This window comes from Nocardioides pakistanensis, from assembly GCF_054781215.1.
This window is the reverse complement of record NZ_BAAGUV010000074.1, coordinates 1-21,691: the sequence shown is the minus strand read 5'-3', so window position 1 is coordinate 21,691 and position 21,691 is coordinate 1. Positions and strand designations below refer to the sequence as shown.

At 71.9% G+C, this 21,691-nt stretch carries 20 protein-coding genes; 6 read left to right on the top strand and 14 right to left on the bottom strand.

The window, feature by feature from the left end:
* A complete protein-coding gene (locus ACYVIH_RS21480) occupies positions 1 to 1,161 on the bottom strand; it encodes an acyl-CoA dehydrogenase family protein (RefSeq protein WP_460871593.1) in 1,161 nt (386 codons plus the stop codon).
* A 208-nt stretch (positions 1,162 to 1,369) separates the two neighbouring features.
* On the opposite strand from ACYVIH_RS21480, the gene ACYVIH_RS21475 reads away from it, so the two are divergent.
* From ACYVIH_RS21475 to ACYVIH_RS21450, 6 genes are read left to right on the top strand one after another with little or no spacing between them, the layout of a single operon-like run.
* Positions 1,370 to 2,242, top strand: a complete 873-nt coding sequence (locus tag ACYVIH_RS21475; protein WP_460871592.1) for an FAD binding domain-containing protein — start codon at positions 1,370 to 1,372, stop codon at positions 2,240 to 2,242.
* A 2-nt stretch (positions 2,243 to 2,244) separates the two neighbouring features.
* Complete coding sequence (locus ACYVIH_RS21470; RefSeq protein ID WP_460871591.1) at positions 2,245 to 2,751, top strand: (2Fe-2S)-binding protein; 507 nt, start codon at positions 2,245 to 2,247, stop codon at positions 2,749 to 2,751.
* A complete protein-coding gene (locus ACYVIH_RS21465) occupies positions 2,748 to 5,144 on the top strand; it encodes an aerobic carbon-monoxide dehydrogenase large subunit (protein ID WP_460871590.1) in 2,397 nt (798 codons plus the stop codon). Before ACYVIH_RS21470 ends, ACYVIH_RS21465 begins: the two co-directional genes overlap by 4 nt.
* The gene (locus ACYVIH_RS21460; RefSeq protein WP_460871589.1) at positions 5,141 to 6,127 is read left to right on the top strand and encodes an XdhC family protein; all 987 of its coding nucleotides are present in this window, start codon (positions 5,141 to 5,143) and stop codon (positions 6,125 to 6,127) included. Before ACYVIH_RS21465 ends, ACYVIH_RS21460 begins: the two co-directional genes overlap by 4 nt.
* The gene (locus ACYVIH_RS21455) at positions 6,124 to 7,083 is read left to right on the top strand and encodes an AAA family ATPase (RefSeq protein WP_460871588.1); all 960 of its coding nucleotides are present in this window, start codon (positions 6,124 to 6,126) and stop codon (positions 7,081 to 7,083) included. The genes ACYVIH_RS21460 and ACYVIH_RS21455 overlap by 4 nt, the downstream gene beginning before the upstream one ends.
* Entirely contained in the window at positions 7,076 to 8,272 is a 1,197-nt protein-coding gene (locus ACYVIH_RS21450; RefSeq protein WP_460871587.1) for a vWA domain-containing protein, read from the top strand. Before ACYVIH_RS21455 ends, ACYVIH_RS21450 begins: the two co-directional genes overlap by 8 nt.
* Before the next feature lie 198 nt (positions 8,273 to 8,470).
* Here ACYVIH_RS21450 and ACYVIH_RS21445 read toward each other — a convergent pair whose 3' ends face one another.
* The 13 genes from ACYVIH_RS21445 to ACYVIH_RS21385 all read right to left on the bottom strand — a co-directional run bounded on the left by ACYVIH_RS21445 (position 8,471) and on the right by ACYVIH_RS21385 (position 21,613).
* The gene (locus ACYVIH_RS21445; RefSeq protein ID WP_460871586.1) at positions 8,471 to 9,655 is read right to left on the bottom strand and encodes a 4-hydroxybenzoate 3-monooxygenase; all 1,185 of its coding nucleotides are present in this window, start codon (positions 9,653 to 9,655) and stop codon (positions 8,471 to 8,473) included.
* Entirely contained in the window at positions 9,652 to 10,530 is an 879-nt protein-coding gene (locus tag ACYVIH_RS21440) for an ABC transporter ATP-binding protein (RefSeq protein WP_460871585.1), read from the bottom strand. Before ACYVIH_RS21440 ends, ACYVIH_RS21445 begins: the two co-directional genes overlap by 4 nt.
* 2 nt (positions 10,531 to 10,532) lie before the next feature.
* Positions 10,533 to 11,315, bottom strand: coding sequence for an ABC transporter permease (locus tag ACYVIH_RS21435; RefSeq protein WP_460871584.1), 783 nt, complete (start codon positions 11,313 to 11,315; stop codon positions 10,533 to 10,535).
* On the bottom strand, positions 11,312 to 12,094 hold the full coding sequence (locus ACYVIH_RS21430; protein ID WP_460871583.1) for an ABC transporter permease: 783 nt from the start codon (positions 12,092 to 12,094) through the stop codon (positions 11,312 to 11,314). Before ACYVIH_RS21430 ends, ACYVIH_RS21435 begins: the two co-directional genes overlap by 4 nt.
* Positions 12,095 to 12,113: 19 nt before the next feature.
* On the bottom strand, positions 12,114 to 13,085 hold the full coding sequence (locus ACYVIH_RS21425; protein ID WP_460871582.1) for an ABC transporter substrate-binding protein: 972 nt from the start codon (positions 13,083 to 13,085) through the stop codon (positions 12,114 to 12,116).
* 288 nt (positions 13,086 to 13,373) lie between these two features.
* Complete coding sequence (locus ACYVIH_RS21420) at positions 13,374 to 14,150, bottom strand: IclR family transcriptional regulator (RefSeq protein ID WP_460871581.1); 777 nt, start codon at positions 14,148 to 14,150, stop codon at positions 13,374 to 13,376.
* Positions 14,151 to 14,188: 38 nt separating this feature from the next.
* The gene (locus ACYVIH_RS21415; RefSeq protein WP_460871580.1) at positions 14,189 to 14,968 is read right to left on the bottom strand and encodes an IclR family transcriptional regulator domain-containing protein; all 780 of its coding nucleotides are present in this window, start codon (positions 14,966 to 14,968) and stop codon (positions 14,189 to 14,191) included.
* A gap of 7 nt (positions 14,969 to 14,975) precedes the next feature.
* Positions 14,976 to 16,439 carry a benzaldehyde dehydrogenase gene (locus ACYVIH_RS21410; RefSeq protein WP_460871579.1) on the bottom strand — a complete coding sequence of 488 codons (1,464 nt, stop codon included), beginning with the start codon at positions 16,437 to 16,439 and terminating at the stop codon, positions 14,976 to 14,978.
* A gap of 13 nt (positions 16,440 to 16,452) precedes the next feature.
* Positions 16,453 to 17,586, bottom strand: a complete 1,134-nt coding sequence (locus ACYVIH_RS21405; RefSeq protein WP_460871578.1) for an NAD(P)-dependent alcohol dehydrogenase — start codon at positions 17,584 to 17,586, stop codon at positions 16,453 to 16,455.
* Positions 17,583 to 18,998, bottom strand: coding sequence for an amidase (locus ACYVIH_RS21400; protein ID WP_460871577.1), 1,416 nt, complete (start codon positions 18,996 to 18,998; stop codon positions 17,583 to 17,585). Before ACYVIH_RS21400 ends, ACYVIH_RS21405 begins: the two co-directional genes overlap by 4 nt.
* A complete protein-coding gene (locus ACYVIH_RS21395) occupies positions 18,991 to 20,025 on the bottom strand; it encodes a branched-chain amino acid ABC transporter permease (RefSeq protein ID WP_460871576.1) in 1,035 nt (344 codons plus the stop codon). Before ACYVIH_RS21395 ends, ACYVIH_RS21400 begins: the two co-directional genes overlap by 8 nt.
* Positions 20,022 to 20,888: a branched-chain amino acid ABC transporter permease gene (locus ACYVIH_RS21390; protein ID WP_460871575.1), complete on the bottom strand. Its 867-nt coding sequence runs from the start codon at positions 20,886 to 20,888 to the stop codon at positions 20,022 to 20,024. The genes ACYVIH_RS21395 and ACYVIH_RS21390 overlap by 4 nt, the downstream gene beginning before the upstream one ends.
* Entirely contained in the window at positions 20,888 to 21,613 is a 726-nt protein-coding gene (locus tag ACYVIH_RS21385) for an ABC transporter ATP-binding protein (RefSeq protein WP_460871574.1), read from the bottom strand. Before ACYVIH_RS21385 ends, ACYVIH_RS21390 begins: the two co-directional genes overlap by 1 nt.
* Positions 21,614 to 21,691: the final 78 nt, after the last annotated feature.

Here is a 21,691-nt window from a genome sequence, read left to right as displayed (position 1 = left end):
TCAGGTCCCGAGCAGGGGTACGTCGAGCAGGGCGCGCCCGGTCCACGTCCGCAGGATGTCGGTCGTCGGGCTCATCACGTGTGCGGCACGGGCGTCTCGGAGGTGGCGCTCCATCGGGTGCTTGTCGCGGTAGCCCATGCCCCCGACCAGCGTCATCGCCTCGTTGGTCACCCACGTCGCGGTGTCGGCCACCTGCGCCTTGGCCGCGGTCAGCGCCGGCAGCGCGTCGGGGCCGCCGGAGTCGGCCTCCTCGGCCGCCCAGAGCACCAGCCGGCGGGTCGCGTGCACCTGTGCCCAGAGCACGCCGAGGCGGTGCTGCAGGACCGGCTCGCTGCTCAGCGCGCGGCCGGTGTGCGCATGCCGCCGGGTTTTCAGGTGTTCGGTCGCCTCGGCCAGCGCCGCGTGAGCCACCCCGAGGTAGGTGCCGGCCATCGCCGTGAGGAAGTACGGCGCGACCACCTCGAAGACGTACCAGATCTGGTCGCCCTCCTCGCCGAGCAGGGCCTCGGGGCCGACCTCGACGTCCTCCAGCCGGGCGGCGAGGGAGGAGTTGCCGCGCATCCCGATGCCGTCCCACGTGCCGTGCCAGGTCAGACCCGGGCTGTCCCCCCAGACGACCACCGCGGAGAACTCGCCGTGCGGGGCGTCGGGGTCGGCGGCGACGGTGGACACGACGTAGGAGTCGGCCTTCGAGCCGTTCGTGACGAAGCTCTTCTCTCCGTTGACCAGCCAGCCCTCGCCGTGGGAGGTGAGCCGCGTCTGCGGCAGCCAGAACTCCGCGCCGGTGCCGGGCTCGGAGAGGGCGAGGGTGGTGAGGTGCTCGCCGGCCGCGATCGGGCGCAGGAACTCCTTGCGCTGGCGCTCGGTGGGCTTGGCCGCCATCACCGCTGCGCCGACGTGGTGCATCCCGAAGCAGATCGCGGTCGACGCACAGGCCTGGCCGAGGGTCTCGCACACCTCCGCGAGGGCACGCAGGCCGAGCCCGGAACCGCCGTCCTCACGGGGGACGACGAGCCCGCCGAGCCGGGTCTGCAGGACGCGGAGTGCCTCCTCGGGCCACACGCCGGTGTCGACCAGCTCCGCACGCGGAGCCGCTACTTCGTGGGCGACCTCGCGGGCGCGCGCAACCGCCTCCTGGACTGATGCAGCAGGTGCTGACATGACCCAAGCCTAATGGCGCGCGGAAAGTCGGCCCCCGGCGGCACGGGTCGGGGTCTCGACAGGCTCGACCACCGGCACGGGTCGCGGGCCGCGACGGGCTATTGCGACGGGGTGTGACCTGGAGCACACTGACCCGCATCCGGTTTCGTCTCTCGGGGACCGTGGGGCGAGCCGCCGGACTCTCCGTCCGACCGAGAGGGGCAGACCTGTGCAGACACCCGCGCCCGTCGACTACGCCAGAGCCACCAGCGTCGAGCACGCGCTCGAGCTCTTGGAGCAGCTGGGTCCGGAGTCCAGACTCATCGCCGGCGGGCACAGCCTGCTGCCGATGATGCGGATCCGGCTGGCTCGTCCCGACTGCGTCATCGACATCAACGGCCTCACCGACCTCGACTACATCCGCGTCGAGGGCGACCGGCTGTGCATCGGTGCGATGACCCGGCACGCCACGGTGCTGAGCTCCCCGGTGGTCGGCGAGCACTACCCGATCCTGCACGACGCCGAGCGGCTGATCGCCGACCCCCCGGTCCGCAACCGCGGCACGGTGGGCGGCTCGTTCTGCCAGGCCGACCCCGCCGAGGACCTGGCCGCGGTCGGGTCGGCGCTGAAGGCCGAGCTGGTGCTGCGGTCCTCGGGCGGGACCCGGACCGTCCCGGCGCGGGAGTTCCACAGCGGGCCCTACGAGACCGTCCTGGGCGACGCCGAGATCCTCACCGAGATGCGCGTGCCGATCCGGCCTGGCGCGGCCAGCGCCTACGACAAGGTCAAGCGCAAGACCGGTGACTGGGCCGCGGCCGCGGTGGGCGCCTACGTCGTGCTCCGTGACGGGGTGGTCGCCGACGTCGGGATCGGGCTGACCGCCCTGGGCGCCCCGCACTTCTGCGCACCCGAGGCCGAGGAGTACCTCCTCGGCCAGCCGCTCACCGAGGAGCACATCGTCGAGGCCGGGCGGATCGCCGCCCAGGCCTGCAACCCACGCGCGGACCAACGCGGTCCGGTGGCCTACAAGGTGCACCTCGCCGACGAGCTCACCCGCCGTGTCCTGCGCCGTTGCGCCGACCGCTCACAAGGAAGGTCCTGACCATGCAGGTGACGATGACCGTCAACGGCGAGCAGGTGACCCGCGAGATCGAACCGCGGCTGCTGCTCGTGCACTTCATCCGTGACGAGCTCGGACTGACCGGGACGCACTGGGGCTGCGACACCTCCCAGTGCGGCACCTGCGTGCTCCAGCTCGACGGGCTGCCGGTGAAGAGCTGCACGGTGCTGGCGGCGATGGCCGACGGGCACGACGTGCGCACCGTCGAGAGCCTCGAGGTCGACGGGCAGCTCGACCCGGTGCAGCAGGGGTTCATGGAGGAGCACGGCCTCCAGTGCGGCTTCTGCACCCCGGGGATGATGATGACCGCGCGGTGGCTGCTGGACCACGACCCCGACCCCGGCGAGGACACGATCCGCGAGGCGATCTCCGGTCAGCTGTGCCGCTGCACCGGCTACGAGAACATCGTCCGCGCGATCCGCTGGGCCGCCGAGCACGAGCAGGCCGCGGCCGCCGAGACCGAGCCGACGACCCAGGAGGTCCAGGCATGACCACGCACGCCGCGCCCCCGACCACCAGCCCCGCCGGCAACCCGATGGGCTTCGGCCGCATGCTCCGCAAGGAGGATGCCCGTTTCCTGCGCGGCCAGGGCCACTACCTCGACGACCTCGTGCTGCCCGGCATGCTGCACGCCGCGATCCTGCGCAGCCCGGTCGCGCACGCCCGGATCGTCTCGATCGACACCTCCGAGGCGGAGGCGCACCCGAAGGTCAAGGCGGTGATCACCGGGGCGACGCTCGAGTCGCTGAACCTGGCGTGGATGCCGACACTGAGCGCCGACGTGCAGGCCGTGCTCGCCACCGACAAGGTCCGGTTCCAGGGCCAGGAGGTCGCCTTCGTCGTCGCCGAGGACAAGTACGCCGCCCGCGACGCCCTCGAGCTGATCGACGTCGAGTACGACGTGCTCCCGCCCGTCGTGGACGCGCACAGGGCGCTCGACCCGGACGCGCCGGTGATCCGCGACGACGTCGAGGGTCGCACCGACAACCACATCTTCGACTGGGAGTCCGGCGACAAGGCCACCGCCGACGAGGTGTTCGCCAAGGCCGACGTGGTGGTCAGCCAGGAGATGCTCTACCCGCGGGTGCACCCCGCGCCGATGGAGACCTGTGGGTCGATCGCGAGCATGGACCGGGTCACCGGGAAGCTCACCGTCTGGTCGACCAACCAGGCGCCGCACGCGCACCGGACCGTCTACGCGCTGGTCGCCGGGATCCCCGAGCACAACATCCAGATCATCTCTCCCGACATCGGCGGCGGGTTCGGCAACAAGGTCGGCATCTACCCCGGCTACGTGCTCGCCGTCGTCGGCTCGATCGTGACCGGCAAACCGGTCAAGTGGGTCGAGGACCGCAGCGAGAACCTGATGTCGACCTCGTTCGCCCGCGACTACCACATGAAGGGCGAGATCGCGGCGACCCGCGACGGGAAGATCCTCGGCGTACGCGTCGACGTCCTCGCCGACCACGGCGCCTTCAACGGCACCGCCCAGCCGACGAAGTTCCCGGCCGGGTTCTTCCACATCTTCACCGGCAGCTACGACCTCGAGGCGGCGTACTGCAAGGTGACCGGGGTCTACACCAACAAGGCCCCCGGCGGCGTCGCCTACGCCTGCTCGTTCCGGATCACCGAGGCGGTCTACCTGGTCGAGCGGATGGTCGACCTGCTCGCCGACGAGCTCGGCGTCGACCCGGCCGAGCTGCGGATGAAGAACCTGATCCGGCCCGAGCAGTTCCCCTACATGTCCAAGACCGGCTGGGAGTACGACTCCGGCGACTACCCGCGCGCGCTGCAGAAGGCACTCGACATGGCCGGCTACGACGAGCTGCGCCGCGAGCAGGCGGAGAAGCGCGAGCGAGGCGAGCTGATGGGGATCGGGATCAGCTTCTTCACCGAGGGTGTCGGCGCCGGGCCGCGCAAGCACATGGACATCCTCGGCCTCGGCATGGCCGACGGCTGCGAGCTGCGGGTGCACCCGACCGGCAAGGCCCAGCTGCGGCTGTCGGTGCAGACCCAGGGCCAGGGCCACGAGACGACGTTCGCGCAGATCGTGTCCCAGGAGCTCGGGCTCCCGCCGGAGGACATCGACGTGATCCACGGCGACACCAGCAACACCCCGTTCGGCCTCGGCACCTACGGCTCGCGGTCCACGCCGGTCTCCGGGGCGGCGGCCGCGGTGGTCGCGCAACGGATCCGTGACAAGGCGCGGGTGATCACAGCAGCAGCGCTGGAGTGCAGCCCCGACGACCTCGAGTGGGAGCAGGGCCGCTGGTACGTCAAGGGCGACCGCACGCAGGGCAAGACCATCCAGGAGGTGGCGATGCTCTCGCACGGCACCCTCGAGCTGCCCGAGGGGGTCGAGGGCCACCTCGACGCGTCCGTGGTCTACGACCCGCCGAACCTCACCTACCCGTTCGGCGCGTACATCTGCGTCGTGGACGTCGACCCGGGCACCGGCCAGGTCGACGTACGCCGGTTCATCGCCGTCGACGACTGCGGGCCGCGGATCAACCCGATGATCGTCGAGGGCCAGGTGCACGGCGGCCTCGCCGACGGCGTCGGCATGGCGCTGATGCAGCTGATCGCGTTCGACGACGAGGGCAACTGCGTCGGCGGCTCGTTCATGGACTACCTGCTGCCCACCGCGCTGGAGTGCCCGAGCTGGGAGACCGGGGAGACGGTCACCCCGTCGCCGCACCACCCGCTGGGCCTCAAGGGCATCGGCGAGTCGGCGACCGTCGGCTCTCCCGCGGCGGTGGTCAACGCGGTGATCGACGCCCTCGAGCCGTACGGCGTCCGCCACGCCGACATGCCGCTCACCCCGGCGAACGTGTGGATGGCGATGCAGGGCAGGCCGATGCGCACCGACCTGGCGGTCCAGTGAGCCGGGCCGAGGTCGAGCACCGCGCCGCCGAGCTGCGTGCGGAGCGGGTGCCGTTCGTGCACGCCCGCGTGGTGCTCGCCGACCGGCCGACCTCGGCGAAGCCAGGTGACGAGGCGATCGTCTTCCCCGACGGCACCATCGAGGGGTTCGTCGGCGGCACCTGCGCCGAGTCGACGGTGCGCGCGCAGGGGTTGACGCTGCTGGACTCCGGTGAGCCGCTGCTGCTGCGGATCACGCCCACCCCTGAGGAGGAGCCGGAGCCGAGACCGGACCGGCTGACCGTGCACAACCCGTGCCTGTCCGGGGGGACCCTGGAGATCTTCCTCGACCCGGTGATCCCCGCACCGCTGCTGGCCGTCCACGGGGACAGCCCGATCGCGGTGGCACTCCGTGGCCTGGGCGAGCGACTCGGCTACGACGTGGCCGACGGCGACCAGGCGGACCTGTCATCGGCGGCGGCGCTGGTGTGCGCCTCCCACGGACGCGACGAGGAGGAGGTGCTGGGCCGGGCGCTCGCGGCCGGGGTCCGCTACGTCGCGCTCGTGGCCAGCCGCAAGCGCGGCGAGGCCGTGGTGGCCTCCCTCGACGTGGACGAGGCCACCCGTGCCCGGGTGCACACACCGGCCGGCCTCGACATCGGCGCGCGCACCCCGGAGGAGGTGGCGCTGTCGATCCTCGCGGAGATGGTGGCCGAGCGCCGGCGTGCCTCAGGGCGGCCGGTCGACGAGGGCGCGCAGGCCGCGCACGACCGGGGCCACCACCATCCCGGGCACGCCGCCTCGGGTGGCGGACATGGTGCACACGAGCTGCCGCTGGTGCCGTCGACCGCGCCCGGCACGGCGCTCGACCCGGTGTGCGGGATGAGCGTGGCGACCGTGGAGACCTCGCTGCACCTGGACCACGAGGGTGAGCGGTACTGGTTCTGCGGCAGCGGCTGCCTGCGGGCCTTCGCCGCCGACCCGGGTGGGTACCTCGCCTCGTGACCGGTGACCCGAACCCGCCCGGCGAGCCCCCGCTGGTCGAGCCCCAGCCGCTGGTCGAGCCCGCCGAGACCCCGCTGGCCGAGCTGGTCCCGGACATCGACACGCTCCGCAAGGAGCTCGAGGAGACCGGGTACCTCACCGACGCGGGCCTGGCGACGGCGCTGTTCTGCGCCGTGCGGCTGGGCCAGCCGATCCTGCTCGAGGGCGAGGCCGGGGTCGGCAAGACCCAGTCCGCGAAAGCACTGGCCGAGCTCCTCGACACTCCGCTGATCCGGCTGCAGTGCTACGACGGGATCGACGCCGCCGAGGCGCTCTACGAGTGGAACTACCCGCGCCAGCTGCTCGCGATCCGGCTCGCCGAGGCCGAGGGCACCCACCTGCGCGAGGCGGACCTGTTCGGGCCGGAGTTCCTCGTCGAGCGGCCGCTGCTGCGTGCCGTGCGCCATCGCGGGTCGCGACCGGCCGTGCTGTTGATCGACGAGGTGGACCGGGCCGACGAGCAGTTCGAGGCGTTCCTGTTCGAGCTGCTCGCCGAGGGCGCGATCACGATCCCCGAGATCGGCACCGTGCGGGCCGACGTGCCGCCGATCGTCGTACTCACCTCCAACCGCACCCGCGACCTGCACGACGCACTCAAGCGGCGCTGCCTCTACCACTGGATCGACTACCCAAGCGTCGAGCGAGCCGCGGAGATCATCCGGCGCAAGGTGCCCTCGGCGGCCCAGGAGCTCACCGTCTCCGTGGCCGGCGCGGTGCACCGGTTGCGCAGCCTCGACCTGCAGAAGCCGCCGGGGGTCGCGGAGGCGATCGACTGGGTCGGGGCGCTGGCGCTGCTCGGAGTGACCCGGCTCGACGCCGACGTCACAGGCAGCACGCTGGGCTCGGCGCTGAAGTACCGCGAGGACGTCGAGGTCGCGACCGACCGCGGGCTCGCCTGGGTGGCCGGCGGTGGCTGACATCGGCAGCTCCACCGCGACACCCCGCGGCCCCGACCTCGCCGACCTGCTGGCCGCGTTCGCGGCCCGGCTGCGGGCAGCCGATGTGCCTGCCGGTCCGGAACGCACCTCCCGGCTCGCAGCGGCCGTGGCGACGAGCAGGCCCGAGCGGGTGCGCGAGCTGTACTGGCTGGCCCGGGTGACGCTGGTAGAGGACCGCGACCAGCTCCCGGCGTTCCAGCGGGTCTTCGACGAGGTGTTCGGTGGGCTGGCAGACCTGGACGCGGACCGCGGCGACACCGCGGCCCCGAAGCTTCCGCCACAGCTGCGGCCGGGGCCGAAGGTGCGGCCGCCCGAGCAGGCACCGACCACCGACTCCGCCGCGCCCGCCCCCACCCCGGGCGGCGGGGACGGTGCGGCCGACGACGACACGGGCCGGGTGCTGATGACCGCGAGCACCGACGAGCGGCTGCGCCGCAAGGACTTCGCCGACTACACCGCCGAGGAGCTGCTGACGCTGCGCCGGCTCGCCGAGGAGCTCCGGTTCGCCGCACCGCTCCGGCGCACGAGGCGGACGGCGCCGGCCACGACCGGGCACCACCTCGACCTGCGCCGGACGCTGCGGCGCGCGCACCGCACCGGCGGTGACCCGGTCCGCAGGGTGCACCGTCGCCGGCAGACCCAGCGGCGGCGGATCGTCCTGCTCGCCGACGTCTCCGGCTCGATGGAGGCCTACTCCCGGGTCTATCTCCAGCTGCTCCAGGGCGCGGTGCGCGGCGCGGGCGCCGAGGCGTTCGTGATGGCGACCCGGCTCACCCGGCTCTCGCGGGTGCTGGCCGGCGCCAACCCCGACCTGGCACTGGCCCGCGCCGCCGAGGAGGCGCCCGACTGGTCCGGCGGCACCCGGATCGGCGAGGCGCTCAAGACCTTCCTCGACCAGCACGGGCGGCGCGGCATGGCCCGCGGCGCGGTGGTGGTGATCGTCTCCGACGGCTGGGAGCGCGCCGACCCGGGCCTGCTCGGCGAGCAGATGGCGCGGCTGGGCCGGCTCGCGCACCGGGTGGTCTGGGTGAACCCGCGCACGGCGGCCGACGACTACGAGCCTCTGGTCGGTGGGATGGCCGCCGCACTCCCCCACGTCGACGTGCTCGTCTCCGGGCACTCCCTGCACGCCCTCGACGAGGTGCTCGCGGCGATCGGCGAGCCCTGACACTGTCTGCGCCCCGGTGAGCGGCCGGCCGTGTCGCCGTCATTCGAACAGGCAGGTTGGCCGCCGTACGCCGTGGCTGAGCGTGACTCCCCTCCCGCGCGGCCCGACCTGCCTGTCGAGGTGACCGCACCAACCGATGCGGCGGGCCCGGTCCTCCTCAGATCGGCGGCGATGCCCGTCAGTAGCCGAGCGGGCGTGTCAGTAGCCGATGGTGAGGCCGGCGTAGTTCTCCGCCAGGCCCGCGGCGCCGGCGCTGGACTTCGCCACCCACTGCAGCTGCGAGAGCTGGAGCTGGGCGTCGAACGGGTCGCCGCTGGTGTGCAGCATGCTGGTCATCCACCACGAGAAGTGGGTGGCCCGCCACACCCGCCGCAGCGCCGTGTCGGAGTAGGCGTCCGCGAGCCCGGGCGCACCCTTCTGCACCAGGTCGACCAGCGCCCGGGACAGCACCGCGACGTCGGCGATCGCCAGGTTGAGCCCCTTCGCGCCGGTCGGTGGCACGATGTGGGCGGCGTCACCGGCGAGGAACAGCCGGCCGTGGCGCATCGGGGTGGAGACGAAGCTGCGCATCGGCAGCACGCTCTTCTCGGTGATCTGCCCGGTCTGCAGGTGCCAGCCGTCCTGGCCGTGGCCGAGCCGCTCGGCCAGCGCGGACCAGATCCGGTCGTCGGACCAGTTCGCGATGTCCTCGTCGGGGGTGACCTGCAGGTAGTAGCGGCTCACCTCGTGCGAGCGCATGCTGTGTAGCGCGAAACCCTCGGGGTGCCAGGCGTAGATGAGCTCGTCGGTCGAGGGCGCGACGTCGGCGAGGACACCGAGCCAGGCGTAGGGGTAGACCCGCTCCCACGTCTGCTGCACGCTCGTCGGCACCGAGGGGCGCGACGGGCCGTGGAACCCGTCGCAGCCGGCGACCGCCATCGCCTCGACCCGCTGGGGGTTGCCGTCGGCGTCGGTGAAGGTGACGTACGGCGCCTCACCGTCGATGTCGTGCAGCGCGACGTCGGCGGCGCTGTAGTAGGCCTGCTGGCCGGCCTTGCTCCGGGCGTCCATCAGGTCCTTGGTGACCTCGGTCTGGCCGTAGACCCACACCGACCGGCCGACGTGGTCGACGAAGTCGATGTGGTGCCGCTCGTGCGGCCACTGCAGGTAGATCCCGCGGTGCTCCATGCCCTCACGGTCGAGGCGGTCGCCGACGCCGGCCTCGCGGAGCAGCTCGACGCTGGAGGCCTCGAGCACGCCGGCGCGGATCCGGCTCAGGACGTACTCCGGGCTGCGCGCCTCGATCAGGACCGACTCGACACCTGCCCGGTCCAGCAGCTGGGCCAGCAGCAGGCCGGCCGGCCCGGCGCCGACGATCGCGACCTGGGTGCGCACCGTGGTCATCGGGCCGAGACCTGGGTGTCCACGGCCTGCTCCTCGCCGACGGCCACCTCCGGAGTGGCTTCCTGGCGGACCCGCGAGTGGTGCGACTTCGCCTGCTGGATCAGCTCGTAGATGCGGGTGCGCAGCTCCGCGAACCGCTCGCTGGAGCGGGTGCCGAGCTGGTCGCGCTCGTCGGGCAGGTCGATCTTGACGTCCTCCATGATCACCGTCGGCGAGGCCGACAGCACCAGCACGCGCTCGCCGAGGTAGACCGACTCGTCGATGTCGTGGGTGACGAAGATGATCGTCACGCCCAGCCGGTGCCAGAGCCGCCGGACCAGGTCCTCGAGGTCGGCGCGGGTCTGGGCGTCGACCGCGGCGAACGGCTCGTCCATCAGCAGCACGTGCGGCTCGTAGGCCACCGCGCGCGCGATCGCGACCCGCTGCTGCATGCCGCCCGACAGCTGCCACGGGTAGGCCGCGTGCACGTCGGCCAGCCCCACCGCGTCGAGCGCCTCGTGCACCAGCTCGGCGCGCCGCGCCTTGGGGATCTTCTTCTCCTTCAGCGGCAGCTCGACGTTCTGCCGCACGGTGAGCCACGGGAACAGGCTGCGGCCGTACTCCTGGAACACCACCGCCATGCCGGCGGGCGGGCCGGAGACCGTCTCCCCCTCCATCACGACCTCGCCGGCAGTCGGCTCGAGCAGGCCCGCCATGCACTTGAGCAACGTGGTCTTGCCGGCACCGGAGGGGCCGACGATGCACACCAGCTCGCCCGGCGCGACGGAGAAGGTCAGGTCGCGGACGGCCTCGACGGTGCGGTTGCCGCCGCCGTACACCTTCTTCACACCGCGCACGTCCAGCATCGGCTGGGTGCTCTGGGACGGACTGGACATGGTCACTCTCCTCGTTGGGCGCGGCGCAGACCGAGGTACCACGCGAGAGCGCGACGCTCGGCGAAGCCGAAAAGCAGGGACAACGTGACGCCGACCAGGCCGAGCACCATGATCCCGGTCCACATCTCGGGGATCGCGAAGCTCCGCTGGAACTGGACGACCGTGAAGCCGAGGCCGTTGCTCGCGGCGAACATCTCGCTGATCACCATCAGGATGATCGCCAGCGAGAGCGCCTGGCGCATGCCGGCGAAGATCTGGGGACTGGCCGAGCGCAGGGTCAGGTGCCGCAGCCGGGCCACCCCGGTGACGCCGTAGCAGCGGCTGGTGTCGCCGAGCACCTCGTCGACCGCGCGCACCCCCTCGACGGTGTTGAGCAGGACCGGCCAGATGCAGCCGAAGACGATCACGATCACCTTCATGGTGTCACCGATGCCGGCGAACAGCATCACGATGGGGATCAGCACCGGCGGCGGGATCGCGCGGAAGAACTCCAGCACCGGCTCGGCGATGCCGCGGACCACGCGGAAGCTGCCGATCACCACACCGAGGCCGACACCGAGCAGCACCGCGAGGGCGTAGCCGATCAGCAGCCGGACCAGGCTGGGCACGACGTCGTCCATGAGCCGCGCGCTGGTCCAGGTCTCCGGGAAGGTCGCGAAGATCTCGCGCAGCGGCGGGACGTAGGGATCCGTGCTGCCCTCGGTGGCCACCCACCAGACCGTCAGCAGCACGATCGGCAGGGCGACCACCAGCCCGACCTTCTTCACCGGTGCGAGCGCGCTCATGCCAGCGCCTCCGCCCGCAGCGACGGGTGCCAGGCGAGGGTACGGCGCTCGACGGCTCGCGCGAACAGGTTGACCAGCACGCCGAGCACCCCGGTGACCAGCACCAGGGCGTACATCGAGGGGACGTTGCCGCTGTTCTGCGCCACCGCGATCTCCTTTCCGATGCCGGGGCTGCCGATCACGAGCTCGGCGGTGATGGTGAGCACCAGGGCGACCGTGGCGGCCAGCCGGAAGCCGGTCATCACGTAGGGCAGTGCGGTCGGCCAGACCACGTTGCGGACCTGGGCCCACGCGCCGAACCGGTAGGACCGGGCGGTCTCGCGCACGACGGGGTCGACGTCCTGGACGCCGTAGAGCACCTGGATCAGCACCTGCCACAGCGAGGCGTAGACGACCAGCACCAGGGTGGACTCGATGCCGGTGGCGAACAGCAGGGAGACCAGCGGGATCAGCGCGACCGACGGGATCGGCCGCAGGAACTCGATCGTGGAGTGCGTGAGCGCTCGCAGCACCGGGACGCTGCCGATCACCAGCCCGAGCGAGATGCCGAGGGCGAGGGCGATCGCGAGGCCGACCGCCCACGAGGTGGCGCTGTGGCCGAGCGCGGTCCAGAACTGCTCCTGGCCGAGCTTGGTGACCAGCGCCTCCATCATGGTGCTGAAGGGGGGCAGGTAGTCGGAGGAGACGACGCCGACCCGAGGCAGGAGCTCGAGCACGACGACCATCGAGACGAGCCCCACGAGGCCCTGCCCCCACTTCAGCAACCGTGACCTACTCATTACTGCTGGAACTCTCCGATCAGGGCAGCAGGGCGGCGACGTCGACGGGCTCCTTGACCAGGCCGTCGGCCTCGGCGAGGTCGGCGAGCTTCTGCGTCGACTCCTCGTTGATCTCGGTCGGGAACTTCGGCAGCGTGACCTTCTCCAGCGTCGCGTCGTCGATCTCGGTGTAGGTCTTCACGATTGCCTTGGTCTCGTCGGGGTGCGCCTCGGCGTACTCCAGGGACTCGGTGATCGCGGCGACGAAGTCGTCGACGAGCTCGGGGTCGTCGGCCAGCAGCTGCTCGGAGGTGAAGTAGCCGGCGATCATCAGCTCGGGGAAGGTGTCGACCAGGTTCCAGGCGATCACACGGTGCCCCTGGTCCCCGCTGATCGCGACGAACGGCTCGACGACCCACGCGGCGTCGACGTTGCCCTGCGCGACCGCGGCGGGCATGTCGGGGAAGCCGAGCTCGACGAACTTCACGCTGTCGGGGTTGCCGCCGGCCTTGCGGACCGACTCGCGCACGGTGATCGTGCCGATGTTGTTCAGCGTGTTCACCGCGACGGTCTTGCCCTCGAGGTCGGCCGCGGACTTGATCGGGCTGTCCTCGGCCACGACGACGGCACTGAAGTCCTCGCCCTCGACCCCCGTGGAGGAGTTGCCGGGGGCCACGATCTTCAGAGGGAGGTTCTCGCCGCGCGCGAGCATCAGCGAGGTGACGTTGCTGAAGCCGAACTGGAACTGACCGCTCATCACACCGGGGACGATCGCAGCGCCACCCTGGCCGCTCTCCATGGTGAGCTCGATGTTGCGCTCCTCGAAGAAGCCCTGCTCGTCGCCGAGGTAGATGGGGGCGACGTCGACGATCGGGATCAGGCCGACGGTGACCTGGCGCATCTCGTCGCCGTCGCCCGTGGAGCCGGTGTCCTCGCCGCCGCAGGCGGCGGTTGCCGCAAGGACGGAGATGACGGCTACGGCCTGGAGGGCCCTCGTCCTCAGTGTGCGCATGTGCGGTTCTCCCCTGGAAGGTGGGCATGACGTTCGCATGCCGAACATGTGTTCCCTATACGATACACAGATCACACCCTCTTGGGGAGACCTGGACCACAGTCGGGGCGATCTGAGACACAACGGAGACCTTCCGGCGTCCTAGCCGACCCGCTCCCTGTCCACTCCGATAGGGCGAGTTCTGCGCGCACGCGCGATTTCGAACCTCGAACCGGAGGAACGTGGTCGACACCCGCGCAGCTGCGCGATGTCCAACGGCGCCGACGGGGGCTCCGTCGGCGGTGGCGCTCAGGAGCGGCGCAGGTCGGCCTCGATGCGGGAGGAGGTCTCCAGCAGCAGCGGCAGGAAGTCGCGCTTGGCCTTCTCCCGGGTCAGCCGGCTCACGTGCGAGGAGATGTTCACCGCCGCCACCACCCGGCCGCGGCGGTCGTGGACCGGCACCGCCAGCGAGCGCAGGCCGGCCTCGAGCTCCTGGTCGACGAGGGCGTAGCCCTGCTGTCGCACCTCGTCGAGCCGCTCGCGCAGCTCGTCCACGGACGGCACGGTGAGCTCGGTGAGCGGGTCGAGGTGGACCTTGGCGAGGTACGACGACAGCCGGTCCTCGTCGAGACCGGCGAGCAGCACCCGGCCCATCGACGTGGCGTAGGCCGGGAACCGGGTGCCGACGTTGATCGCGACCGTCATGATCCGCGAGGTGGGGACGCGAGCGACGTACACGATGTCGAGGCCGTCGAGCACCGACATCGAGGAGGACTCCCCGGTCTCGTGCACGAGCCACTCGAGGTGCGGCTCGGCGACCCCGGGCAGCGAGATGCTGGACAGGTAGGCGTAGCCGAGGTCGAGCACGCGGGGGGTGAGCTCGAACAGCTTGCCGTCGGTGCGGACGTAGCCGAGGTCGACGAGGGTGAGCAGGAACCGGCGCGCCGCGGCCCGGGTCAGCCCCGCGGCGCGGGCGACGTCGCTGAGGGTCAGCTGCGGCGAGTTCGGACCGAACGCGGTGATGACCGCCAGACCACGCTCCAGCGACTGGACGTAGTAGTCCTTGCGCTCGGGCTCATCGGACACGACCGGATCTTGCACCCGGACACCTTCTCATGCGCAGCTCACCCGGACCGCAGATCTGCCTCGATGCCGTCGACACAGCGGCGCAGCGCCGGCAGCAGCAGGTCCTCGACCTTCTCCGCCGGAACCCGCGTCACCAGCGACGACACGTTCACCGCCGCCAGCACCCTGCCGTCGCGGCCGCGCACCGGCACGGCGAGGGAGATCAGCCCCTCCTCCAGCTCCTCGGCGACCATGGCGTAGCCGAGCCGCCGGACCTCCTCGAGCCGTTCGGCGAGCTCGTCGGCGGACCTGACCGTGCGGTCGGTGAACCGCCGGATCTGCAGGCCGGCGAGGTAGCCCCCGAGCGCGGCCGGCTCGACGTGGGCGAGCAGCGCGCGGCCCATGGAGGTGGCGTACGCCGCGAACCGGGTGCCGACCTTGATGTCGACCGACATGATCCGCGACGTCGGCACCCGGGCGACGTACACGACCTCGCCGCCGTCGAGCACCGCCATCGACGAGGACTCGCGGACCTCGCGGACCAGCTGCTCGAGGTGCGGCTCGGCGATGGCGGGCAGGGTCAGGCTCGACAGGTACGAGTAGCCGAGGTCGAGCACCTTCGGGGTGAGGGTGAAGACCTTCCCGTCGCTGCGGACGTAGCCGAGGTCGACGAGGGTGAGCAGGAAGCGCCGCGCACCGGACCGGGACAGCCCGGTCCGGCGGGCGACCTCGCTCAGCGTCTGCTCGGGCCGGTCGGGACCGAACGCCCGGATCACGCTGAGCCCCCTGGCCAGCGACCGGACGTGGTGGTCCGAGCGCGGCGCCTCCTCCACGGTCATCGTGGGCTCAGAAGGGGTACTGGGCCGGCTCGCCCCGCATCGTGATCCACCGGGTCTCGGTGAACGCCTCGACGTTCGCGCCCGCCCCGCCGAACCGCGAGCCGGTGCCGGAAGCACCGACGCCGCCGAAGGGTGCGTTCGCCTCGTCGTTGACCGTCTGGTCGTTGATGTGCACGATGCCGGTCGGGATCTGCTCGGCCACCGCGAGGCCGCGCATCACGTCCTTGGTGACGATGCCCAGCGACAGGCCGTACTCGCTGGCGCCGGCGAGCTCAGCGGCCTCCTCGACCGAGCCGAACCGGGTCACCGGAGCGACCGGGCCGAACACCTCCTCGGCGAACGCGGGGGCGGTCAGGGGTACGTCGGCCAGCACGGTCGGCTTGTAGAACAGCTCCTCGAACGAGCCGCCGGCCGCGATCTTGGCGCCCTGCTCGGCGCTGGCGGTGACCATGCCGTGGATCTTGTCGCGCTGGCCGGCGTCGATGACCGGGCCGAGCGCGACCTCCTGCGAGGCCGGGTCGCCCACCGGCAGGTGCGCGGCCTTGTCGGCGAGGCGCTCCACGAACTCGTCGTAGAGCCGGTCGGCGACCAGGTGGCGGCCGGTGGTCATGCAGATCTGGCCCTGGTGGAAGAACGAGCCCCAGGCGGCGAGGTTGACCGCGGCGTCGACGTCGGCGTCGTCGAGGACGAGCAGCGCGGAGTTGCCGCCGAGCTCGAGGTGCGCGCGCTTGAGGTGCTTGCCGGCGAGCTCGCCGATCCGGCGGCCCACGGCCGTGGAGCCGGTGAACGAGATCACCCGGACGGACGGGTCGGTGACCAGTGCCTCGCCGACGTCGGCGCCACCGGGCAGCATCTGCAGGACCCCCGGCGGGAGGCCGGCCTCCTCGAAGATCCGGGCCATCAGGGTGCCGCCGGTGACCGCAGTGCGCGGGTCCGGCTTGAGCAGGACGGCGTTGCCGAGCGCGAGCGCGGGAGCCACCGAACGGATGCCCAGGATGATCGGCACGTTGAACGGCGAGATCACGCTGACCACCCCGGCCGGCATCCGGCGCACCATGGACAGCCGCGGCTGCTCCGAGGGGATCACCTCGCCGATGGCGCGGCCCGGAAGACCCGCGGCCTCGTAGCACTCCTCGGCCGCCACGTGCAGCGCGAAGCCCGCCATCCCCGGGACCGCACCGACCTCACGGACGTTCCAGCCGCTGATCTCCTCGGCGTGCTGGGCCCACAGGTCACCGGCTCGGCGCAGCACCGCCGCGCGGGCGGTGTGCGGCATCGCCGCCCACTCCCGCTGCGCGTCGAGCGCGATCCTGCCGGCCTCGGCCACGTCCTCGGCCGTTGCCTGGCCCATCCGACCGAGCTGGGCGCCCGTGGCCGGCTCGACGACGGCGTAGTCACCACCGCGACCGGGCTGCCACTTGCCGCCCTTGAAGATGTTGCCCTGCCATTCGACGCTGTCGAGAAGTCCCACAGCGCGCTCCCTTCTAGTCGTGGCCCGCGGAGCTCATCCGCAGCACCGGCTTGAGTACGTCCCCCCGGTGGCTTGCTGCCAGGGCGTCGTCGATCTGGTCGAGCTCGAAGAACCGGACCATCCGGTCGAACGGGAACCGGCCCTGCGCGTGCAGGTCGACCAAGGTCCCGATCAGCGTGTCACTGCGGCCGCTGCCGCCCAAGGTGCCCACGATCCGCTTCCCCCACAGGGTGGTGAGGTGGTCGAGGGAGAACTCCGCGCCCGCGGGAGCCCCGCCGATGAGCACGCAGGTGCCGAGCATGCCGACGGAGTCGGCGGCCTGCCGGAGCACGTCGACGTTGCCCGTGCACTCCAGCGAGTAGTCGGCCGGACCGCCGCAGATCTCCTGCACCGCCGCGACCGGGTCCTGCCGCCCGGCGTTCACGACGTGCGTCGCGCCGAGCTCGGTGGCGGTCTCCAGCCGGCTGTCGTGCAGGTCCACGGCGATGATCCGGGTCGCCGGGGTGAGGCGGGCGGCCATCACGGCGCTGAGCCCCACGGCGCCGGCGCCGTACACCACCAGGCTGCTCCCAGGCGTCGGCCGCAGCGTGTTGAGCACCGCACCGGCCCCGGTCGAGATGCCGCACGCGAGCGGGCCGAGGATCTCCAGCGGCGCGGTCGGGGGTACGACGACCAGCGACTCGGCCCACGTCAGGGCGTGGCTGGCGAACGACGACTGGCCGAAGAAGTGGCTGTGCACCGGCGACCCGTCCTCGCGGCGCAGCGCGGTCTCGCCGGCGCGGGGACCCAGCAGCCGGCCACCGCCGCAGAGCGCCTCCCCGAGCCGGGCGCAGTAGCGCGGCTCACCGTCGAGGCAGTTGCGGCAGCTGCCGCACGACGGCCAGCCGATCACGACGTGGTCGCCGGGACGGACCTTGGTGACCCCCTCGCCGACGGCCTCGACGACGCCGGCACCTTCGTGGCCGAGCACGCCGGGGAACGGCATCGGCAGGTCGCCGTGCCGGGTGATCTCGTCGGTGTGGCAGATACCGGTGGCCACGACCCGCACCAGCGCCTCACCGGGGCCGGGCTCGTCGAGCTCGAGCTGCTCGATCCGGAAGTCGCCGCGCAGCTCCTCCACGACCGCTGCCTTGACCTTCACGCTCACTGACGTCCTCCTCCTTCGACCTGGGGGCGCGGGATGCGCGGGACGAGCTGCTCGACGAGCCGGGCCACGCCGAGGGCGGTCGCGTCGTCGAGCCGGCGGCCCACGACCTGGACCGCGACCGGGAGGCCGTCGACCAGCGCGACCGGCACCGAGACCGCCGGGAGCCCGGTCGCGTCGAACGGCGACGTGAGCCGGGTCAGGACGAGCTCGACCGGGAGCACCTTCCCGCCGACCTCGACGGTGGTCGCTCCGATCTCCGGCGCGAGCGTCGGCTCGGTCGGCGCGACCAGCACGTCGCAGCTCTCCAGGGCGGTGTGCAGCACCGCGCTGAACCGGCTGATCACCGCCTCCGTGTGCGCCAGCCGCGCGGGCGTCGGCGCGGGCAGGCGCATCAGCTCGGCGATGTCGGCACCGAAGCCGCCCGGGTCGGACTCGAACGTTCGCCGGTGGATCGCGCCGGCCTCGGCGAGGATCCGGGTGAGCACCGCCTCGGTCATCGCCGGCTCGTCGGGCACCTCCACGTCGACCGTCTCCACGCCCGTCTTCTCGAGCCGGGCACGGACGGACTCGTACTCCGTCCGGACCCGGTCGTCGAGCACCGCGGTGAACCAGCCGCCGAGCCAGCCGACCCGCATCCGGTTCGACGGGTCGGCCGGTTCCCCGCTGAGCGCCGGGACCTGGTCGGCGAGCGTGCGCGGGTCGGCGGGGTCGTGGCCGGCGACGGCGGCGACGAGCGCGGCCGCGTCGGCGACGGTGCGCCCGAGCGCCCCGAGGTGGTCCAGGCTCGGCGCGAGCGGCATCACCCCGTGCAGGCTGACCAGCCCGCGGGTCGGCTTGTAGCCGACACAGCCGCTGAGCGCCGCGGGGATCCGCACGCTGCCGGCGGTGTCGGTGCCCAGTGAGCCCAGCGAGCTGCCGGCCGCGACCGAGGCCGCCGAGCCGCCGGACGACCCGCCGGGGATGTGCCCGTGCCGGTAGGGGTTGTGCGTGGGTCCGTAGAACGCGCTGTCCGTGCGCCCGCCCCAGGCCAGCTCGTGGGTGCGGTGCTTGCCGAGGAGCACCGCGCCGGCGGCGCGCAGCCGCGAGACGGCGGTGGCGTCGTGCAGCGGCACGTGGTCGGCGAAGCGCGGTGAGCCGTACGTCGTACGCAGCCCGGCGGTGTCGATGAGGTCCTTCACCCCGACGGGCACGCCGTGCAGCGGACCGAGCCGCTCGCCGCGCTGCACCGCCTGCTCGGCCGCGCGCGCCTGGGACCGGGCACCGTCGACGTCCACGCATGCGTAGGCGTGCAGCACCGGCTCGGTCTCCTCGATCCGGGCGAGGTGGTGCTCGGTCAGCTCGACCGGGGAGAGCTCGCCGTCGCGGACGGCGGCGGCCGCCTCGACCAGCGTGAGGTCGCCGAGGTCACTCATCGGCACGCCCCCTCCGGTCCACGTAGTAGCCCACGGGGAACAGCGAGATCGAGGTGCGGTCGGAGAACAGCCCCCACAGGCCACGAGGCAGCCGGATCGCGACCAGGATGCCGATCAGGCCGAGCAGCACGAGGTACCACGAGCCATAGTCGGCCAGAGTCTGCTGGAGGGCGAAGAAGACCACCGCGCCGAGCAGCGGCCCCTCGATGTAGCCGATCCCGCCGATCACGACGATGAAGATCATGTACGCCGACCACTGCACGTCGAAGATCGCGTCCGGGTTCACGCTGAGCGAGGCGATCACGATCACCGCACCGGCGGCACCGCACCCTGCCGCGGAGACGAGGTAGACGATCCGCTTGGCGAGGCCGACGTTGATGCCGACGGCGTTGGCCGCGGTCTCCTCGTCACGCACCGCCATCAGGGACAGGCCGAGCCGGGAGCGCAGCAGCAGGTAGACCACCAGCACCGACCCGAGCGCGAGGCCCAGCGCGACCCAGTAGGTCAGCGCCCCGCGCATCGCCTGGTCGAAGTCCGACAGCCCGGTCAGCGACTTGCCGCTGCCGCCGCCGAGCGCGTCGACCCGGACCACCAGCAGGCGGTAGACCTCGGCGATGACCCAGGTGCCGACGGCGAAGTAGTCGCCGCGCAGCCGGAAGGCCAGCCACGAGGTCGGGACCGCGAACACCGCTGCGGTGAAGGCGGCGAGCGGGACGGCCAGGTAGGGCAGCACGCCCATGTCGGCGAACGCGATGACCGAGTAGGCGCCGATGCCGACGTAGGCCTGCTGGCCCACCGAGACCAGGCCACCGAACCCGGCCAGCAGGTTCCACATGCTGGCGAGCACGACGAGCACGAACAGGTTCACCAGCGCGTCGGTGACGGTGGCGAAGACCAGGAACGGCAGCGCTGCGAGCACGGCGACACCGAGGAGCATCACGCCGGCCGTCATCCGGTAGGAGCGTGCCGCCCGGCGTACGGTGACCGCGCCGCGGGCGGCGTCGGTCAGGGTCTCTGTGAGGGTCATGAGGTCCGTCCGGGGATGAGGCCCTGCGGCCGGAACGCCAGCACGGCCAGGAAGACGAGGTGTCCGGCGAGGATGGTCAGCGCCGGGTCGATCTGGGCGCCGATCGACTGGGTCAGCCCGAGCACGAGGCCACCGATCAGCGTGCCCCACAGCGAGCCGAGGCCACCGATCACGACCGCCTCGAAGGCGAACAGCAGTCGGGAGGGGCCCATCGACGGGTCGAACGAGGAGCGCATCGCCATCATCAGGCCGGCCAGCGCCACCGTGCCGAACGCGATCGCCGTCGCGACGCCGTACACGTGCCGGCTGTCGGCGCCGACCAGCGTGGCGGTGTCGCGGTCGTCGGACGACGCGCGCAGCATCCGGCCCAGGCCGGTGCGGGCGAGGAACAGCTGGATCGCGACCAGCACCACGACCGCGAGCACGAAGGTGGCCAGCGAGAGGTAGGGCAGCGAGATCTGCTCGGTGATCTCGAACGCACCGGTGCCGAACGAGCCGCCGTCGAGGGTCTCGGTGTCGGCGGAGAAGATCTCCAGCAGCAGGTTCTGGATCACGATCGAGAGCCCGAAGGTGACCAGCAGCGTGGCCAGCGGCCCGGCGCTGAGGCTGCGCTGCAGCAGCACCCGCTGGGTGAGGTAGCCGAGCGCCGCGAACAGCGGCACGGTCACCACGAGAACCACCCAGATCGGCAGCCCGGTGCCGCTGACCATCGCGAGGGCCAGGAACGACGCGACGATCGCGAGGTCGCCGTGGGCGAGGTTCACGATCCGCATCACCCCGAACATCAGCGACAGTCCGGTGGCGAACAGTGCGTAGAGGCCGCCGAGCAGCAGGCCTTGGATGACGGCGTTGAGCCAGTCCACTAGTTCTCTCCTCGAGCCAGCTCGGCACCGATGCCGAAGTAGGCCTGCTCGACCTGGTCGGCGCTGAGCTCGTCGGGTCGTCCGGAGAGCACAGTCCTCCCCTCGAGCAGGCAGTGCACGTGGTCGGCGACCCGCATCGCCTGCGACACGTCCTGCTCGACGATCAGCGCCGTCGTACCGGCGGCGACGATCTCGGGCAGGGTCTGGTAGATCCGGCGCACGATGACCGGCGCCAGACCCAGGGACAGCTCGTCGATGAGCAGCAGGTCGGGGTTGGACACCAGCGCCCTGCCGATCGCGACCGACTGCTGCTCGCCACCCGACAGCTGGGCGGCGCTCTGCTTGCGCCGGTCGGCCATCCACGGGAAGAGCTCGTAGACCCGGGACACCGACCAGGGGCCGGGCCGCTTGCGGTAGGTGCCGGTGAGCAGGTTCTCCTCGACCGTGAGCGACGGGAACAGCCTGCGCCCCTCGGGGACCAGCGCGATGCCCTCCGCGACGCGGCTGTAGGCGGGCATCCTGGTGATGTCGCGGCCGTCGAGGTGGATCGTGCCGGCGTGCGGGGTGATGCTGCCGGCCAGAGCGCGCAGCAGCGTGGACTTGCCCGCGCCGTTGGCGCCGATCACCGCGATCACCTCGCCCTGCGCGACGTCGAGGTCGAAGTCGCGCACCGCGCGCAGCTGGCCGTGGCGGACGTCGAGGTCGCGCACCGAGAGCAGGCTCACTGGTCTACCTTCCTCACTGGTCTACCTTCCTGAGGTCATCGCTTCTGGATGGGGCGGTGATGCACCCCGGGTGCCACC

Excerpts from the sequence above, each read along its gene's own strand:
- ACYVIH_RS21480 (WP_460871593.1), bottom strand. The coding sequence starts at position 1,161 with ATGTCAGCACCTGCTGCATCAGTCCAGGAGGCGGTTGCGCGCGCCCGC.
- ACYVIH_RS21470 (WP_460871591.1), top strand. The coding sequence starts at position 2,245 with ATGCAGGTGACGATGACCGTCAACGGCGAGCAGGTGACCCGCGAGATC.
- ACYVIH_RS21465 (WP_460871590.1), top strand. The coding sequence starts at position 2,748 with ATGACCACGCACGCCGCGCCCCCGACCACCAGCCCCGCCGGCAACCCG.
- ACYVIH_RS21445 (WP_460871586.1), bottom strand. The coding sequence starts at position 9,655 with ATGACCACGGTGCGCACCCAGGTCGCGATCGTCGGCGCCGGGCCGGCC.
- ACYVIH_RS21440 (WP_460871585.1), bottom strand. The coding sequence starts at position 10,530 with ATGTCCAGTCCGTCCCAGAGCACCCAGCCGATGCTGGACGTGCGCGGT.
- ACYVIH_RS21435 (WP_460871584.1), bottom strand. The coding sequence starts at position 11,315 with ATGAGCGCGCTCGCACCGGTGAAGAAGGTCGGGCTGGTGGTCGCCCTG.
- ACYVIH_RS21430 (WP_460871583.1), bottom strand. The coding sequence starts at position 12,094 with ATGAGTAGGTCACGGTTGCTGAAGTGGGGGCAGGGCCTCGTGGGGCTC.
- ACYVIH_RS21425 (WP_460871582.1), bottom strand. The coding sequence starts at position 13,085 with ATGCGCACACTGAGGACGAGGGCCCTCCAGGCCGTAGCCGTCATCTCC.
- ACYVIH_RS21415 (WP_460871580.1), bottom strand. The coding sequence starts at position 14,968 with ATGACCGTGGAGGAGGCGCCGCGCTCGGACCACCACGTCCGGTCGCTG.
- ACYVIH_RS21400 (WP_460871577.1), bottom strand. The coding sequence starts at position 18,998 with ATGAGTGACCTCGGCGACCTCACGCTGGTCGAGGCGGCCGCCGCCGTC.
- ACYVIH_RS21395 (WP_460871576.1), bottom strand. The coding sequence starts at position 20,025 with ATGACCCTCACAGAGACCCTGACCGACGCCGCCCGCGGCGCGGTCACC.